The sequence below is a fragment of the Paenibacillus catalpae genome (assembly GCF_900112695.1).
Taxonomy (GTDB): Bacteria; Bacillota; Bacilli; order Paenibacillales; family Paenibacillaceae; genus Pristimantibacillus; species Pristimantibacillus catalpae.
The window spans coordinates 825,675-841,153 of the sequence record NZ_FOMT01000001.1 but is presented as its reverse complement, the minus strand read 5'-3'; the positions used below and the strand labels follow the sequence as shown (position 1 = coordinate 841,153).

11 protein-coding genes are annotated in these 15,479 nt (G+C 47.9%); 2 read left to right on the top strand and 9 right to left on the bottom strand.

Features of this window, described 5'->3' with window-relative positions; genetic code table 11:
• Positions 1 to 29: 29 nt before the first annotated feature.
• Genes BM200_RS03340 through BM200_RS03330 form a run of 3 tightly spaced genes read right to left on the bottom strand, consistent with a single transcriptional unit; the run spans position 30 to position 4,748 of the window.
• The gene (locus tag BM200_RS03340) at positions 30 to 1,649 is read right to left on the bottom strand and encodes a response regulator (RefSeq protein WP_091181317.1); all 1,620 of its coding nucleotides are present in this window, start codon (positions 1,647 to 1,649) and stop codon (positions 30 to 32) included.
• Complete coding sequence (locus BM200_RS03335) at positions 1,634 to 3,418, bottom strand: sensor histidine kinase (protein WP_091181314.1); 1,785 nt, start codon at positions 3,416 to 3,418, stop codon at positions 1,634 to 1,636. Before BM200_RS03335 ends, BM200_RS03340 begins: the two co-directional genes overlap by 16 nt.
• Before the next feature lie 4 nt (positions 3,419 to 3,422).
• Complete coding sequence (locus BM200_RS03330; RefSeq protein WP_091181312.1) at positions 3,423 to 4,748, bottom strand: ABC transporter substrate-binding protein; 1,326 nt, start codon at positions 4,746 to 4,748, stop codon at positions 3,423 to 3,425.
• Between the two features lie 301 nt (positions 4,749 to 5,049).
• On the opposite strand from BM200_RS03330, the gene BM200_RS03325 reads away from it, so the two are divergent.
• A complete protein-coding gene (locus tag BM200_RS03325) occupies positions 5,050 to 6,138 on the top strand; it encodes a GerAB/ArcD/ProY family transporter (RefSeq protein WP_091181310.1) in 1,089 nt (362 codons plus the stop codon).
• 3 nt (positions 6,139 to 6,141) lie between these two features.
• Here the strand turns inward: BM200_RS03325 and BM200_RS03320 are convergent, their stop codons facing one another.
• The 3 genes from BM200_RS03320 to BM200_RS03310 all read right to left on the bottom strand — a co-directional run bounded on the left by BM200_RS03320 (position 6,142) and on the right by BM200_RS03310 (position 9,939).
• A complete protein-coding gene (locus tag BM200_RS03320; RefSeq protein ID WP_091181309.1) occupies positions 6,142 to 7,362 on the bottom strand; it encodes a Ger(x)C family spore germination protein in 1,221 nt (406 codons plus the stop codon).
• Entirely contained in the window at positions 7,355 to 8,953 is a 1,599-nt protein-coding gene (locus BM200_RS03315) for a spore germination protein (protein WP_091181306.1), read from the bottom strand. Before BM200_RS03315 ends, BM200_RS03320 begins: the two co-directional genes overlap by 8 nt.
• A gap of 86 nt (positions 8,954 to 9,039) precedes the next feature.
• The gene (locus BM200_RS03310) at positions 9,040 to 9,939 is read right to left on the bottom strand and encodes an ArsR/SmtB family transcription factor (RefSeq protein ID WP_091181304.1); all 900 of its coding nucleotides are present in this window, start codon (positions 9,937 to 9,939) and stop codon (positions 9,040 to 9,042) included.
• Between the two features lie 149 nt (positions 9,940 to 10,088).
• On the opposite strand from BM200_RS03310, the gene arfA reads away from it, so the two are divergent.
• On the top strand, positions 10,089 to 11,600 hold the full coding sequence (gene arfA / locus BM200_RS03305; RefSeq protein ID WP_091181301.1) for an arabinosylfuranosidase ArfA: 1,512 nt from the start codon (positions 10,089 to 10,091) through the stop codon (positions 11,598 to 11,600).
• Positions 11,601 to 11,656: 56 nt separating this feature from the next.
• Here the strand turns inward: arfA and BM200_RS03300 are convergent, their stop codons facing one another.
• From BM200_RS03300 to BM200_RS03290, 3 genes are read right to left on the bottom strand one after another with little or no spacing between them, the layout of a single operon-like run.
• Positions 11,657 to 12,742 (bottom strand): GerAB/ArcD/ProY family transporter, encoded by a 1,086-nt coding sequence (locus BM200_RS03300; RefSeq protein WP_091181298.1) that lies wholly within the window; start codon positions 12,740 to 12,742, stop codon positions 11,657 to 11,659.
• A complete protein-coding gene (locus BM200_RS03295; RefSeq protein ID WP_091181296.1) occupies positions 12,739 to 13,908 on the bottom strand; it encodes a Ger(x)C family spore germination protein in 1,170 nt (389 codons plus the stop codon). Before BM200_RS03295 ends, BM200_RS03300 begins: the two co-directional genes overlap by 4 nt.
• A complete protein-coding gene (locus BM200_RS03290; RefSeq protein WP_091181293.1) occupies positions 13,905 to 15,395 on the bottom strand; it encodes a spore germination protein in 1,491 nt (496 codons plus the stop codon). Before BM200_RS03290 ends, BM200_RS03295 begins: the two co-directional genes overlap by 4 nt.
• Between the last annotated feature and the right edge of the window lie 84 nt (positions 15,396 to 15,479).

Below are 15,479 nucleotides of genomic sequence, written 5' to 3'. Positions count from 1 at the left end.
TTCCCCCTTATTATGTTCAAACCTATGCTTTATGGCATGTGTCCATCGCGGTATTCCTGCGGGGTCATGCCGAAGGTTTTCTTAAACGCACCGATGAAGGAATGCGGCCGTTGGTAGCCAAGCCGGGCAGCGATAACATAGACCTTCTCGTCGCTGTTCACCAGCAGCGACTGGGCCTCCTCCATCTTCACTCGTTGAATGTAATCACTTATGTTTTCTCCCGTTTCCAGCTTGTACACCTTGGATACATAGACCGGATGAAGCTTCACCCGATCGGCCACCGACTGCAGGGACAGGTCACCGGTTACATTCTCATCGATGAAGCTTCTGATCCTGTCGATCAGCGAAGAACGGTTGTCCTTCGTTTCTTTGGCTATATCCTCCTGCAAGGCTTGCAACGTACGGAATGACCATTCCCGCAGTTGATGCACGGTACGGAACGGCATGCCGGAGATCATCCGGCCGTAATCGGTTCCAAAAGTATCCGCGAGCAGGCGGCCGTTTTTATGAGCGATATAGGTGTAAGCCGAAGCAATCGCAAAATAGATTTCGAGCAATTGTTCCTCCGAAACCGGTTCGCCGTTTTCCACGCCAGCGAAGATACGCTTGTATCTTTCCTCCACCGCTTCCCATCGTGCGGCTTCGAGCAGATGAATTAAAGCCGGCGGTTCGTATAAGTATTCCAGCGAACGAACCGCAGTGACCACATCTTCTTCGTCTTCCAGCCGCATGAACTGTTCCGGTTCTTGTCCAATCCGGTTGCGGAACGCAGTGATCGACCGGTTGTAGGCTGCCGGCACATCTCCGGGGAAGACGCCGGTTCCGCTGATCATAATGGATACCTTCCCTTTCAGGTATACGCCAACAGCGGATTGCAGCACGGATGCCGTCCGTTCGAGCCAGCCCGGATCATCGCCTTCCGCATCCTTCCTTTGAGTCAGCAGGAAGATCAGATAATCATGGGCATCCTTCGTTTGCCAGAGCGCATACCGCCCGCCGAACACTTCCTCCGCCATATTGGCGACTGCATACTCCTTCCAGGACAAATCCTCCCCGGACTTCTCCTCGAACCCTTCATCCAACCGAATGGCCATTAACGAAAACCGATGCCATGCCTCGCCCCCAAGCTCCAGCCTGATCATTTTCTCATGCAATGCAGTTCCGCCACGGTACTTTCCCTGGAGCAGTTCATGCAGCAGATTAGCCCGCAGCAGAGGCAGATGCTCCTTAAGCGTATAGGTCATCCGCTGGGCGGAAATAACCTCCTCCCATTCGCGCTCCAGCTTGCGGAGCACGCGGGCGACCGTCGCCAGCAAATCCTCGGTTTTGACCGGCTTGAGCAAGTAATCCTCCGTCTGGAACCGCATAGCCTGCTTCGCATAAGTAAATTCGGAATAGCCCGACAGCAGTATGCTTTTCGTCTTTGGCCACTGCCGGTCGATTTCCGAGATCAGCTGCAGCCCGGACATGCCGGGCATGCGGATATCGGTAATGACGATATCGATGGAGAACTGATGCAGCTGCTCAATCGCTTCCTGACCGGAGTAGGCTTTATACACTTGATCGATACCAATGGATTTCCAATCGACGGTCAGCGCCAAACGATCAACGACATGCGCTTCATCATCCACAATTAAGAGCTGGGCCATCCCGCTTCACCTTCCAACCGATTTTCATCCAGAACCAGTGACCTGCTCGCATCCTTTAACCAGCATACTGTAACGACAAGACCCTCCTTAACACCATGCCGGAAACGAAGACCCGAGCCTTCCCCGAACCGGCTGCGAAGACGCTGGTGCACATTCCATGTGCCGCAGCCGATTTCATCCGTCATCTTCTCGTCAAGCAAGGACTCCAGCCGGAGAAGCGCGTCTTCCGACATACCCGCTCCGTTGTCGGCTATTTCAAGATAGTTGTATTCCCCATCCTGTCGACCAGTAATGACAATATGACCGCCGCCAACCCGGCCTTCAATGCCGTGCACAATCGCATTTTCAACAATCGGCTGCAAAGTCAGACGGGGAATCGGCTCATCCAGCATGGCTTCCGGCACTTCAATCTCAAAGGTCAGCCTCCCCATCCTAAGCGTATGGATGTTCAAATAATGGCTAACGAATTCAAGTTCATCGCGTACCGTCGGCAGCTGATTATCCACCTTTGTCGTATAGCGGTAAAACTCCGCCAAATTTTCTGACATCGAGATGACCGAATCCCGGTCCTCCAACATGGCGGAATTGATAATAAAGAACAGCGAGTTGTACAGAAAATGGGGATTAATCTGCGACTGCAGCTGCTTGAGCGTCGCTTCCCTCGACCTGAGCTTCTCGGTATACACGTCCTCAATCAACCGTTGAATCTGACCGGCCATTTCATTATGATGCCGGATCAGCTCGTCAAACTCGTTGTTCGCTTTGTAGCCGATCCGCCACGACAGATCGCCGCTCTTCATCCGCTTCACGCCCGCTATCATGTTGGATAAAGGAATCTGAACATTGCGGTACAGCAATACGGATGCAAGCAAGCCGATCAGAATAAGAAGGACAATCGAGCCGTAGAACCAGTTGCGTGCCTGTATGATTGGCGACACGATCCGCTTAACCGGCACATAATCAATCAGATACCAGCCTAATTGACGCGATTTCACATAGCTGACCAAGTAGGTTTGGCCGTTCATCTTCAAGCTCAGCTGGCCATTTTGACCTAAGTCTCCATCCCCAAGCTCCCGGATGACGTCAGACGAAGCCGCTTCGGCATAAGTGCTGTTGCGGACCGGCTCCATATCCGGAAGAAATAAAAATGGATCGCCCCGGTTCTCCTTTTTGTACACATCGAGCATGTCGCTGATGTTCTGGACAGGAAAACGAACCTGAATCACGGCGTCGGCTTCCCCGACCTTATCGGCAGCGGCGGGAACCCCGGTCTCGCGGACAAACGTACGGATCGAATAACCGCGTGAGCTGTCCTGCTCATAAGCCCAATCTGTCACAATCTTTCTCTCAGGCGATTGGACTTCGCTGCCGTTCAAGTAAATGTTCGAGGATAACACAAGATTTTTCTCCGGAAAGGCAAATGTCAGATCGTTCGACCAAGGGCTGGAGACGCTCTGCAGACCCAGCTTTTCCGTCACTCTCGCCTGTGCCTTCAGCATTCCGCTTTCCGGCTCGCCAGGTGCCGGCGACAGAAAATCTCGTATATGCGGATCGTCACTTAAGATAACCGGAAACATCGATAAATTTTCCATCGTTCCATCCAATTGATCCATAAAGAAGATCAGTTTGCTCAAATTGGACGAACGCATTTGCTCCTCCACAACCCCGGTCGAAATTCGGTTGGAGTAGCTGTACAGCAGCAGAACGGGCACAAGCAGCAGAACAATCGTTAAAGCCATTTTGTTAAAGATCGATAGTCGCCTCGGCATGCCCTTACTCCGCTTCCTCATCAAGGATCGCCTGCAAAGCGGCATTCGCCTGATCGGCAGCTTTCCTGATGTCAGGCTCTCCCGTAATAACCATCTGCACGATTTTGCCGACCTGCTCCCGCGCGGCTGCAACATCTACCGTCTGCGGTCGATCATGATCGACACCACCGTTAATCGTTTGTTTGAAAACGGAGGCGAGTTCATCCGGGAACCCGATGGTTCCCTGCGGATCGTTCCATACGGATGATCTTGGACCGGGATTGCCCGCCTGCTGGGCTAGCAGCATCATTGCTTTGCCGCTCGCCCACTCCACAAACGTCCATGCTGCTTCTTTATCCACCGATTTGGGATTGATCGCAAGCCCCCACGACGTAATGTTATAGGACATTGATCCCTTCTCCCCCGCCGGAAAAGGCGCAAATCCGACTTCTCCTGCCACCTTGGACCGTTCCGGATCCAAAGCCGCCCGGTAAATTGAATTTGCATCCGTGTAAAGCGCAGCCTTTCCTTCCGAGAAAAAGGCACTTGCCTGCGGCCAAGACATGTTGATTACATTTGGAGGTCCGTAATCCCTCAGCAAACCGCCATAAGTCTCGAACGCCTTAAGCGCTTCCGGCGTATTAATGGCTGCTTTGCCGTTCCGGATAAAGTCGCCGCCCTCCGAGTAAAGAAAGGACGAGAGCTGAGTCACAAGCGGGCTTCGTTGTCCTCTGGCAACAAAGCCGTATACGCCCCGCTCCGGGTGATTCAGTTTAGCTGCGGCGGCTTTAAGCTCTCCAATCGTGGTCGGGACGGCAATACCCGCTTCTTGCAGCAAATCTTTGCGGTAATACAATATTTGTTGTTCCGTAACAATAGGGATTCCAGCCAGCTTGCCATCTACAGTTGATGAACGGATCGATGCCGGCGAGAAATCGCCAAGTTCATATTCTGCATCCCGCGTCGCATAAGCATCAAGCGGCTCAAGCCAACCGTTCCGAAAAAACAGTTTCCCTTCCTGCAGCGGACGGTACATGAATACATCCGGCGTCTCCGAGCGGGCCGCAAATTGCACGGTCAGCTTCTGTGTCAGTTGATCCTCGAAATAACCTTGGATCCGCACATTAATGCCGGTTTCCTCCTCAAATTCGGGCAATAACGGCTTAATGACGTCAACCCAGGGATGGGAGCCGGTTACGAACGTAATCGTTCGTCCTTCCAATCCCCCGCCGGAATTTCCTCCGCCAACTGCCGAACCCGTTTTTTGTCCCGAGCTGTAACTGCAGCCGGCTAATGCTGCAACGATCAGTAGTCCAGTCCATCCGGACTGTAAGAGCTGCAGCTTCCTCATGCCTAACTCTGCTCTCCTTCAAGCGAAATCAGCATTGCCTGCAAGGCAAAGTCGATTCGCGTCGAAAAATTTTACAAGCACCCTTAACATTACTGGATCACGGGTTTCTTCGATATAACGAATACTAAACATCGATAACGAATCCTAAAGATGCGCTTTACCTATTATTGCCTGTTCGAGAATTATCATGATTCATTTAGCAAACCAACGGCAATAATAGCTGAGACAGGTAAAATTTGAGAGCACTGAATTGAATTTACTTGATGTATTGCAAAGCAGGTCAGAAGATTCGGGAGAATGAATGTTAAATAAAATTTCCAGTTACCAGTTATTCGCAATTACTTTTATTTACCAAATGGGCACGTCGATTATATTCGGCTTCGGCGGGTCGGCCGGCCGGGATGCGTGGATTGCAGAACTCGTTTCCCTTTGTCTGGGCTTGCTTGTCATTATGATCTATATTTCCTTAATGCGGTTCAATCCGGGATTAACCTTAGTCGAGTGGTTTCCCGCGCAGCTCGGGCGCTGGATTGGAACGCCTCTTGCCTTTCTTTACCCCATCATGTTTTTGTATATTGTCGGAAGGATCATTGCGGATATCAGGGACATGGTTTCAACAGCTTTATTGCCGAATACGCCGCTACTAATTATCACATTGATATTTACCGTTATAGTTGCCTATTGCGTGTATGGCGGTATCGAGGAGGTCTCCCGACTAGGTGAATTGTTCCTCCCCATCGTCTTATTCTTGTTTTGTATTGAGATCGTTCTTCTTGCCCGCTCTGGCGTTTTGCATACCCGTAATTTACTTCCTTTATTGGAAAACGGGTGGCAGCCTGTGTGGAATGTCGTTTATCCGTCGGGAATCACGCAATCCTTTGGCGAAACCCTCGTTCTCGCCATGTTCTGGCCGGAGACTAAACATACGGATAAATTGATGAAGATTACCGTTTATGCTTCATTATTAACCGGAATTATAATAGCCTGCTTTGATGTGCTGGGCATTTTAGTTTTTGGCAATATGTTTTCGGGATTACTGTATCCGCTTTACACCCTTCTGAGCGTCATCAGCATCGGAAAATTCATTGAAAACATACAAATGTTCGGCGCTCTTTATTTTTTGATGACGGCTCTATTAAAAAGCGTCATCATTATGCTTGCGGCAGTAAAAGGAGTTCAGCAGTTAACGAAAATGAAGAGTTACCGCGTTCTTATCATCCCGGCATGCTCCATTTCCCTATTGCTGGGACTAACGATGTCTCAAAACATTGCCGAGCACATTTATCGTCATCACTTTGAAATACTCGTTCCTTATATTTGGGTACCGTTGCTCTTGATCTTACCCATGCTCCTTCTCGTCGTGACTCGGTTTCGGCGAATGATAAAATGATTTTTATTTTTCAGTCTCATGCGGGTTCAGATGCAACGAAGGGCCTGTAACGCCTATCCGCCGGACCTTTATTTTTGCCGTCACGGATATTTCAGCTTCCCGGAATTCCTCTTCCCAGTTATTCTTAACAGACTTCCATAAAGGCAAATTTTTTCTGCGAATGACGTCGCTGAATCCAAAGATATCGGCTCCATAATTTTGCTGGACCTTAGCAATCGTTTGACGCACCCTCTCTTCAGCGTCTTTATTTAAGGCGCTTTGAAGGAGCTTGACGTTCTCTGTCCGTGTAAGATCCAGACGGGTATTGTTTTCGCGAATTGCTCCTTGGCCCGCCAGCGTAATATAGATTCTTAATTTATCCGATTGGAGGACCGGTTGGATCTTACTGCTCACTTTGTAAACGTTCATACTAACGTTACCTTTCTCATCCGGTACAGTTGCAGTAACCGTCAATTCCTTCAAATTCCCCATCACCCAGCGTACAGCCTGATCTTCTTTTAAATTTAAATACCCTTCCAACTTCAAATCCTTATTAAAAACAGCGGATCCATCGATTCTAAACCCTTCTCTACCCGATTTAGGCCGGTCATCCTGATCTTCTTCATTTTGCAAAGAAGAGTTCGTGGCAATTGCAATAGCTGGTAAAGTCGGGCTAGCTCCTGCGCTGGTTGCAGAAAGCAAAAAATTTAACATCCCCATTTCAGCTGGTGATCCCATCTGGGTAAACTCCCCTGAAGCCCCGAGTCCTGGAATATTTTCTAATGGGTACGAAACTTGCAAAAAATTTTTGGCCGTATCTCCCTTGACAACAAAGATATCGGTTCGCAGCTTCAAGTTCGGATCTCGGGTATAGGTATCGAATACTTCCTTTATTCCCTGCCTTGCCATAGCTTCTCCAATGACGATAACCCGCCGGTGCCCGCGGAATACTTGCCGGGAAAGCTTCGTCTGCATCCGCTGTACGGCATCAAGCGTATTCATGCCATTGCCCGTGGCGACAAAAAATGGTTTTCCATTGCTTCCTCCAGAGGCGCCATTGTTTTGCCCGCCGCCCAATTTGGACGGGATGATTGCCTGTGCGCTTATCATGACTTTCTTGTCCGAGGCTTTATCGATCCCCCATGCAAGTTCAATGGCCATTTCGTTTATCTCCGAACTATCCCAACAACCCGATAGGAATAGGAAGAACAGAATGAATCCTCTGCTGTACCATTTCTTAATCATTGGATTGGCCTCCTCGCTTGGAACTTGGTTGTTGGCCTTCCGGAATACGTTTCTTGTTAGGTCCGGAAAACTCGGGGCGCATGTTCATACTCCATCTTGGTGCCCGTATGAAGACATCCTTCAGGTTCTGCCCTAACGGAACTACTGGGTTCATATAAGGAACTCCGAACGATTGCAGCCTTAACAGATGAATGATCATGAGAAACAGTCCGCTAATAATGCCGTATAATCCTAATATTCCCGCTAAGAACAACATCGGAAAACGGAGCAGCCGGTAGGCGGTCCCGAAATTGTATCGCGGTATGGCAAAAGATGCGATTCCCGTAGTAGCCACGACAATTACAACAGGTGCGGATACGATGCCCGCTTGTACGGCGGCTTGTCCAATGACAAGCGCTCCCACTATGCTAACGGCTGAACCGACGGCCTTGGGCATTCGAATCCCTGCTTCCCTGAGTCCCTCGAACATAAACTCCATCAACAACGTCTCGACAAACGTCGGAAACGGGACACCTTCCCTGGAATTTGCAATGCTGATGAGCAAGTTAGTAGGAATGAGCTGTTGATGAAAGGTTGAGAGTGCGACATACATGGAAGGAAGAAGCAGCGCTATATTAAATAAGGAGAACCGAACAAATCGAACAAAGGTCGTGTAGATGGATCTTTCATAGTAATCTTCCACCGCCTGTAAGCCGGTCCAAAATGTCATGGGGACAATCAGCACGAACGGAGTGTTATCGACGAGAATGGCGACCTTTCCCTCGAGCAAGCTGGCACTCACGATATCGGGTCGCTCGGTATTTTGAATTTGGGGGAATGGAGACCAAGGAACGTCTTCAATAAACTCTTCCACATACCCCGACTCTAGTACGCCGTCGATCCGGATTTGCCCAATTCTATTACGCACTTCCTCCAAGACCGTATTGGATACAATCCCTTCGATATAAGCGATTACAATATCGGTTTGAGAAACCTGTCCTACGGTCGTCGATTCCATCTTCAGCTTTGGACTGCGGATTCGTCTTCGTATTAAGCTTGTATTAACTCGTAAAGTTTCCGTAAATCCGTCTCTAGGTCCTCGAATGGAAACTTCGGCTGCCGGTTCTTCTACCGTGCGAGCTTCAAAACCTTTGAGCTCCGCGATGATCGCCTTGTTTTCTCCGTCAACCAATAAAAGAACATTCCCCTTTAGTATTCCGTTTACTGCATCGTTGATGGTGAGCCCTGTTTGGACTTGCGCGACGGCGATCAGTTGTTCTTCAATGACATGTCTGGAAACAGGAACTTGATCCCGACCATTAGAAGCTCCATCATAAAGAATTGGCATTATTACAACCTGATCCAACGTTTTGGTATCAATTAATCCATCAACGTAAATCAAGAGCACCTTGGGGCTGCTGCTAATTGGACGAAATATAATGTCGGAACTGGCCTGAAACTTCTCACTGAGCAATTTCTCGTTTAACGCGAGCTCCATGCTTAATTCCGAATTATGTTCGTCGGATAGATGGAGATCTGATGATTCAAGCTGTTTAGAGCTGTTTTTTCTGTGCTTTATCCGAAACAAACCTATCCCTCCAATCGTTTTCATATTATCTCCAAAACCTCCATCAATAACAAAAAAGACGGACCCCCAAGGCAGGTCCGCCAATAATCATTCCAGTTAAATGTATACATTCACACGTATATACTCCTAAAGACAATGTCCTGATTGTAATTGCCAAAGCCCTTTCCGTAGAGGGTAAGTCCTCCCCGCCCGCGGCCAGTATCCTGGGCGGCTATCCGGAATGACCAGTTCATGGCATCGGTCCCGATATCCTTAAGACCTACATCCGATATCTTCTGCCCGTCAATATAGCTTCCGTTCTCCTTGATCCGAAGGACCTTGAGCAAACCGTATTGATTAACATCGTGAGACCACCATTCCGGGGTCAGTCTTCCTCTTGTCTTCCCATAATCACCGGGGCTCGTCCATACTCCAAGCGCTTTATCATTCAGATAGAAATGGATATCCGATGGCCAATGTTCATTCACGCGTGGTGCTTCGGAACCAATCTCGAATGAGATTTCAATCTCATGAAGCTGCTGGTCCTTATACAAATAATTAGGAATCTTGTATTCAACCCAACCTCTGGCAAACCATAAAATACCCGCATTCACCCGCTCCGGGTCCATAAAGCATACCGGATTATCATATTGGCCGATCATCCTTTCCGTTGTCGCAACCCCGCAGGTTGGCGTCGCCTCATAATCGGTATAATGCCCGATCGGCACGGACAGCTCATGAAAGCTTAGAGAAGAGGAGACATTGGGAGACAGCTTGATCTGCAGAAATTCCGACTTGATAAAACAAATCTTATACGTGCCTCCGTCCACCCTTTTCATTTTGCTTCCAACAATCCCTGCTTGCTCCAGCTTCCGGATATGTCCGCTAATGACCGCGCTGCTGAGGAACAACTCGGCGGCCAGCTCTTTCACATGCCTTTCCCGTTCAAATAATTTATCAATAATCTTCAAGCGTACTTCACTTGCCAGAGCTTCATAGACCATTAAAGACTCTGCATTGGTTGACAGCATTTCCTCACCCCAGCAGGATTTTGTTTTAATCTAATCCTAAAACTTATTGTTGCCTGTTAATAACCATTATGTTACGAATATTATATCATTTCAATGAAAATATGGATTTTGCTTTAAGCTAATTCTAAATTCTACTTGGAGGTTATTTTATGGCTATTCGTTCCAGCATGCTTATTGACAAAAACTTCACTGTCTCCCCCGTTGATCCCCGTCTGTACGGCTCCTTTATCGAACACTTGGGACGCGCGGTTTACGGCGGCATTTACGATCCTGATCACCCGACCGCTGATGAGAATGGTTTCCGTCAGGATGCGATAGAGGCGATCAAAGCACTGCAGGTTCCCATTATCCGCTACCCTGGCGGCAACTTTGTATCCGGCTACAATTGGGAGGATGGCGTAGGTCCAAAGAGCAAGCGGAAACGGCTGCTCGAGCTGGCCTGGTGGACAACGGAAACAAACGAGGTCGGAACCAATGAATTCGCGGATTGGGCGAAACTGGTTGGCACCGAAGTCATGATGGCTGTCAATCTGGGTACACGTGGAATGGACGCGGCAAGAAATCTTGTCGAGTATTGCAATCATCCCGGCGGAACGTACTGGAGCGATCTCCGGATCTCCCACGGCTACAAAGAGCCTCACCGCTTCAAAACCTGGTGTCTTGGCAATGAGATGGATGGTCCTTGGCAGATTGGCGCGAAGACGGCAGTGGAATACGGCCGGCTTGCCAATGAAACCGCCAAAGTGATGAAATGGGTTGATCCGTCAATTGAGCTAGTGGCGTGCGGCAGCTCCAGCAGCGGCATGAGCACCTTCGCGGATTGGGAGGCAACCGTCCTTGATTTGACCTATGATCAAGTCGACTACTTGTCGCTGCATACCTATTACAATAACAACAATAACGATACAGCCAATTTTCTGGCCAAGTCGCTCGATATGGATCAATTTATTGATAGCGTAGCCGCGATCTGCGACTATGTGAAAGCGAAGAAGCGCAGCAAGAAGAAGCTGATGCTCTCCCTAGACGAATGGAATGTATGGAACACGATTGGTACAAGCCGTGCCGATGAGCGATGGCAGATTGCCCCGCCGGAATTTGAAGATGTGTATACGCATGAAGACGCTCTTGCGGTCGGATGCTTCCTCATTACGCTTCTCAAGCATGCGGACCGTGTCAAAATGGCCTGCATCGCGCAATTAATTAACGTAATTGCCCCGATTATGACCGAAACAAACGGAGCGATCTGGCTGCAAACGACCTATTACCCGTTCCTTCACGCTTCCAGCTTCGGCAGAGGGACTGTACTTCAAGCCGTTATTTCTTCTCCAAAATACGATTCCAAGGATTTCACAGATGTACCTTTCCTCGAAGCTATCAGCGTTTACGATGAGGAGCTAGGTCTGGTTACCGTCTTCGCCGTCAACCGTCATCTGGAAGAGCAAATGGAGCTGAACCTGGATCTCGCAAGTTTCAGCGACGTGAGTGTCATTGAGCATATTGTGCTTGAGAGCGAGGATCTGAAAGCAACGAATACCAAAGCCAATCCGCGTCATGTCGTTCCGCATGCCGGAGGCCGGTCCTCTGTTGATAACGGCAATGTTCAAGCTATACTAAGTAAAGCATCCTGGAACGTGATCCGTTTGCAAACGAAGAAGGGATAACCTGGTCCATACGAAAAGGCAGCCGATCAGGCTGCCTTTTTTCAAGTCCTCAATGCTTAAGATGCCATTTTTTTGCGGATAGAACCAATAACCCACAGCAACAACGGGATTGCTACGAGATTAATCGGAAAGATCCAATCATGCCAGATTGTTTTTGCGTAAACCATGGTGTCGTTTGTATTTCGCGGCACAAAGGAAATCACAAAAACAATTGGCGCAATCCACCAAATCGTTCGTTTCCATTTTTTGATATGAAACAATTGAGCAGTTCCGTAACTGGTGATAAACATATAGAGCGACAGCTTTATAAAAATACTAATGATCCAAAGCAAGACAATCAACACATCCACGTTCTGAATAAATTCCATCACCGATATATACGAAACGATGGAATAAAGCGGATAAATAAATTTAGCCGGCAATTCCGGACCAAAGACCATAATGACAATCATGGTCATGGCCAGAATAGCAATAGATGCAGCTGCAACCCCTGATAAAGTGGAGATCATCACCCGCTGCGGTTTTTTCATAAAAGCTACTAACATGACTACCATAAAGGATTCCGCCAGGAAGGATGCCGGTGTCATGCCACCTTTCACAATGGGCAAAAATCCCGAGTTCGAATATACCGGAAGCAGTCTTAGCCAATCCCAGTCCTTCACACTAAAGACAAGGATGAGGATACTGCCTAATGCGGACACAGGACCAATAATTTCTCCGCTTCGGGCGATACTTCTAAGTCCTCCGGTATAGGTTGCATATACGACAGCACTTAACATGATGAGAATAATACTCCATTGTGGCGTGGAGCTAAATAGGGTGATGTAAACAAAATCCGCGAACTCCCTTAAAATAACTCCCGTCACCGAAAACCACATTACAAAATAAGGGAGTAAGACAAGTCTTCCCAGCCACCTTCCAAGGATCAATTGACTCGAATGAATAAAGGTCTTCTCCGGATACAGGAGACTTAGTTTAACCGCAACAAAAGTAGTTGCCAGAGCTATCAAAGTTGCTAAGAGAATGGAGATCCACGCGTCTTGTTTAGACAAAAAAACGGCGGGTGAAAGAGTGAAAATCGCTGTCATCCCAAATTCCATCGTAAAAATCAGCCAAAACAGCTGATATCCGGAGATTTTCATTTTTTAATCTCACTTTCTTTATACTGAAGCGGCGGCCCTACTAAACCCATGTATTTCAAATTGATGTTGACACGGACCGAAACTTCAATATTCGGGAAAATCGTATTCCACTGTCCTTTTATTTTGTTCCACTGCGCAGGATGCTGACGATTCATAACCTGATCAAAGCCTAAAACATCGGTGCCAAATTGCTTTTGCACTTTGGTAATCATTGCAAGAACATGTTCGCTTGTCTTCTTGTTAAGCTCATTCTGAACAAGCTTCAAATTTTTCCCCTTGTTAAGATTCAAATTGGTATTGTTTTCCGCAACATGACCGGCTCCCGTAAGCTCAATCTCCATCTTTACCTTATTTTTTTCGGAAACGCTGCTCCTTATTTTACTTCCGAAGCTGTTAACAATAACGCCTACGTTTCCTCCTGCTTCCGGAATCTCCTCCGCTAAATCCAAATAAGAAATTCTCTTCAGTATCCACTGCCGGTAAGCACCTTCAACAAAGTTCAAATAGCCAACCAATTTATAATCGTGGTTAAAAATAGCCCGTCCGTAAAAACGGATCGTTTCTTGCGGAGCAGCTCCTTGAACGATATCGACAACAGGCAAGGTTGGGCTGCTGCCTTCGCTGCTTGCTGCCATCATAAAGTCGAGGTACGATGTGGCCGTCGTTCCTCCAACCGCCCGATGAATTTTGACCGAAGCGATAGAAGGAATTTTCTCCAAAGGGTAATGGACCTTTAAAGCATCCATGCCTTTTCCCCCTTTCACCACCCAAATGTCTAATCGGATACGATTGCCGGGATCCCGTGAAAACCCGTCAAGAAGCTCTCCTATTCCGTGTTTAGCCAAATCCTCTCCGATGTAATAATTCCGCCGATGACCGCGGGTGATGATTCTGGAAAGCTTCTGCCGTGTTTTTTGAATGGCTTCAAGAAGCGTTTTACCGGTACCCGTCTCGATAAAATAAGGTTGTTCCCCGCTTGCTCCCGCTGAAATCCTGGAAGGGATTATAAATTGAGCAGCAGTCAGATAACTCCCGTCCTCCATCAGATCGGTTGATGCTGCAAGATCAAATGCCCGGTCTGAAAGCTCTACACGGTCCCAACAACCTGTCGTTATGATGATACAGAGTATCAAACCAATGAAAACGCCCAGGCGTTGTTTCATCATGTTTCGTCTCCTTGATCACCTGGTTTTTGACCTCTGGGAATTCGTAATTGATGGCGCTTAGAACCGGATAACGGAAGAGTATGCATACTCCATCTTGGCGCGCGGATTAATACATCCTTCAACTCTGATTTCGACATTGGAGATATTGGGCTTAAATACGGCACTCCGAATGACTCCAGATTCGTTAAGTGAATTTGAAGGAATAGCGTTGCCATCGTAATGCCGTATAGTCCGAACATCCCTGAGAATAACAGCATCGGAAAACGGAGCATTCGAAAAGCAATTCCCATACTGTATCTGGGCGTAATGAGAGACGCAATTCCCGTGATAGATACAACAATGACCATCGGAGCCGATACGATCCCCGCCTCCACGGCTGCTTGTCCAATAACGAGCGCTCCTACAATGCTGATTGCCGATCCCGTTGGACGCGGCATACGGATGCCAGCCTCGCGTAAGCCCTCAAATAAGAATTCCATTAGAAATGCTTCAATAACGGCTGGAAAGGGAACTCCTTCGCGAGCAGATGTGATGCTGAGCAAAAAATTCGCAGGGAGCAATTGTGGATGGAATGTCGTTATGGCCACATAGATGGAAGGTAAAAATAATGAGCCTACTATCAAGATCATCCGCAGCCAACGGATGAGGGTAGCGTAAATAAATCGCTCATAATAATCATCCGCTGATTGAAAGGCGCTCCACAATGTACATGGAACGATCAGGGCAAAAGGCGAGCCGTCTACGAACACCGCTACCTTTCGTTCTGCAAGATAGGAAGCGACAATATCCGGACGTTCCGTGTTCTGCACTTGCGGGAATAACGTAAATGGATGATCTTCAATAAATTCCTCGATAAAATTTCCGCCAAGCACCGTATCGATTTGAATTTGGCTGACTCTTTTCCGGACTTCTTCGACAACCGATTCTTTTACGATGCCTTCCAGATAGGCGATGACAACCGTGGTTTTTGAAAGACTGCCAACGGTCATGGACTCCATTTTAAGCTTGGAGCTTTGAATTTTTCGGCGAACCATGCTCGTATTCACATTTATGCTCTCGGTAAAGCCTTCTCTTGGCCCCCGTATGGTAACCTCGTTAGACGGCTCTTCTATCGCTCTTTGCTCAAAGCCCTTCAAATCGGCTATTACAGCATGATTTAGCCCGTCCGCCAGGACTACGACTTGCGCCGATAAAACGCCTGATACAATGTCATCCATTTTCTGTGCGGTTGTTGTTTTTGCAATGGAAGCCAGCTGCTGCTCCAGCATATACCCCTTATCGCATTGTTCCCCCGCTTCATGAGCTGGCACAAAAGTTCTCACCAGCAAATCATCCAATGGTTTGGCATCAGCCAAGCCGTCCAAATAAACCAGTAAAATATTCATCTGTCCATGTATGCGGCGAAAGACAATATCATAGCAGCTGCTAAAAATACCTTTAAGAAGTTCTTCATTCTTTTCTAGCGAATCGCTTATTTGAGCCGTCATGATATCCCTCCAGCCTCTACAAAATCATGTTTATATTTTCCAATTTGCCGGAGTTTTAACCGCGTTTCCTCGTTTGACGCTCTT

Bases quoted from the DNA above. Each gene is read 5' to 3' on its own strand.
- BM200_RS03325 (WP_091181310.1), top strand. From the start codon at position 5,050: ATGTTAAATAAAATTTCCAGTTACCAGTTATTCGCAATTACTTTTATT.
- BM200_RS03295 (WP_091181296.1), bottom strand. From the start codon at position 13,908: ATGATGAAACAACGCCTGGGCGTTTTCATTGGTTTGATACTCTGTATC.
- BM200_RS03330 (WP_091181312.1), bottom strand. From the start codon at position 4,748: ATGAGGAAGCTGCAGCTCTTACAGTCCGGATGGACTGGACTACTGATC.
- BM200_RS03320 (WP_091181309.1), bottom strand. From the start codon at position 7,362: ATGATTAAGAAATGGTACAGCAGAGGATTCATTCTGTTCTTCCTATTC.
- BM200_RS03300 (WP_091181298.1), bottom strand. From the start codon at position 12,742: ATGAAAATCTCCGGATATCAGCTGTTTTGGCTGATTTTTACGATGGAA.
- BM200_RS03335 (WP_091181314.1), bottom strand. From the start codon at position 3,418: ATGCCGAGGCGACTATCGATCTTTAACAAAATGGCTTTAACGATTGTT.
- arfA (WP_091181301.1), top strand. From the start codon at position 10,089: ATGGCTATTCGTTCCAGCATGCTTATTGACAAAAACTTCACTGTCTCC.
- BM200_RS03340 (WP_091181317.1), bottom strand. From the start codon at position 1,649: ATGGCCCAGCTCTTAATTGTGGATGATGAAGCGCATGTCGTTGATCGT.
- BM200_RS03315 (WP_091181306.1), bottom strand. From the start codon at position 8,953: ATGAAAACGATTGGAGGGATAGGTTTGTTTCGGATAAAGCACAGAAAA.
- BM200_RS03290 (WP_091181293.1), bottom strand. From the start codon at position 15,395: ATGACGGCTCAAATAAGCGATTCGCTAGAAAAGAATGAAGAACTTCTT.
- BM200_RS03310 (WP_091181304.1), bottom strand. From the start codon at position 9,939: ATGCTGTCAACCAATGCAGAGTCTTTAATGGTCTATGAAGCTCTGGCA.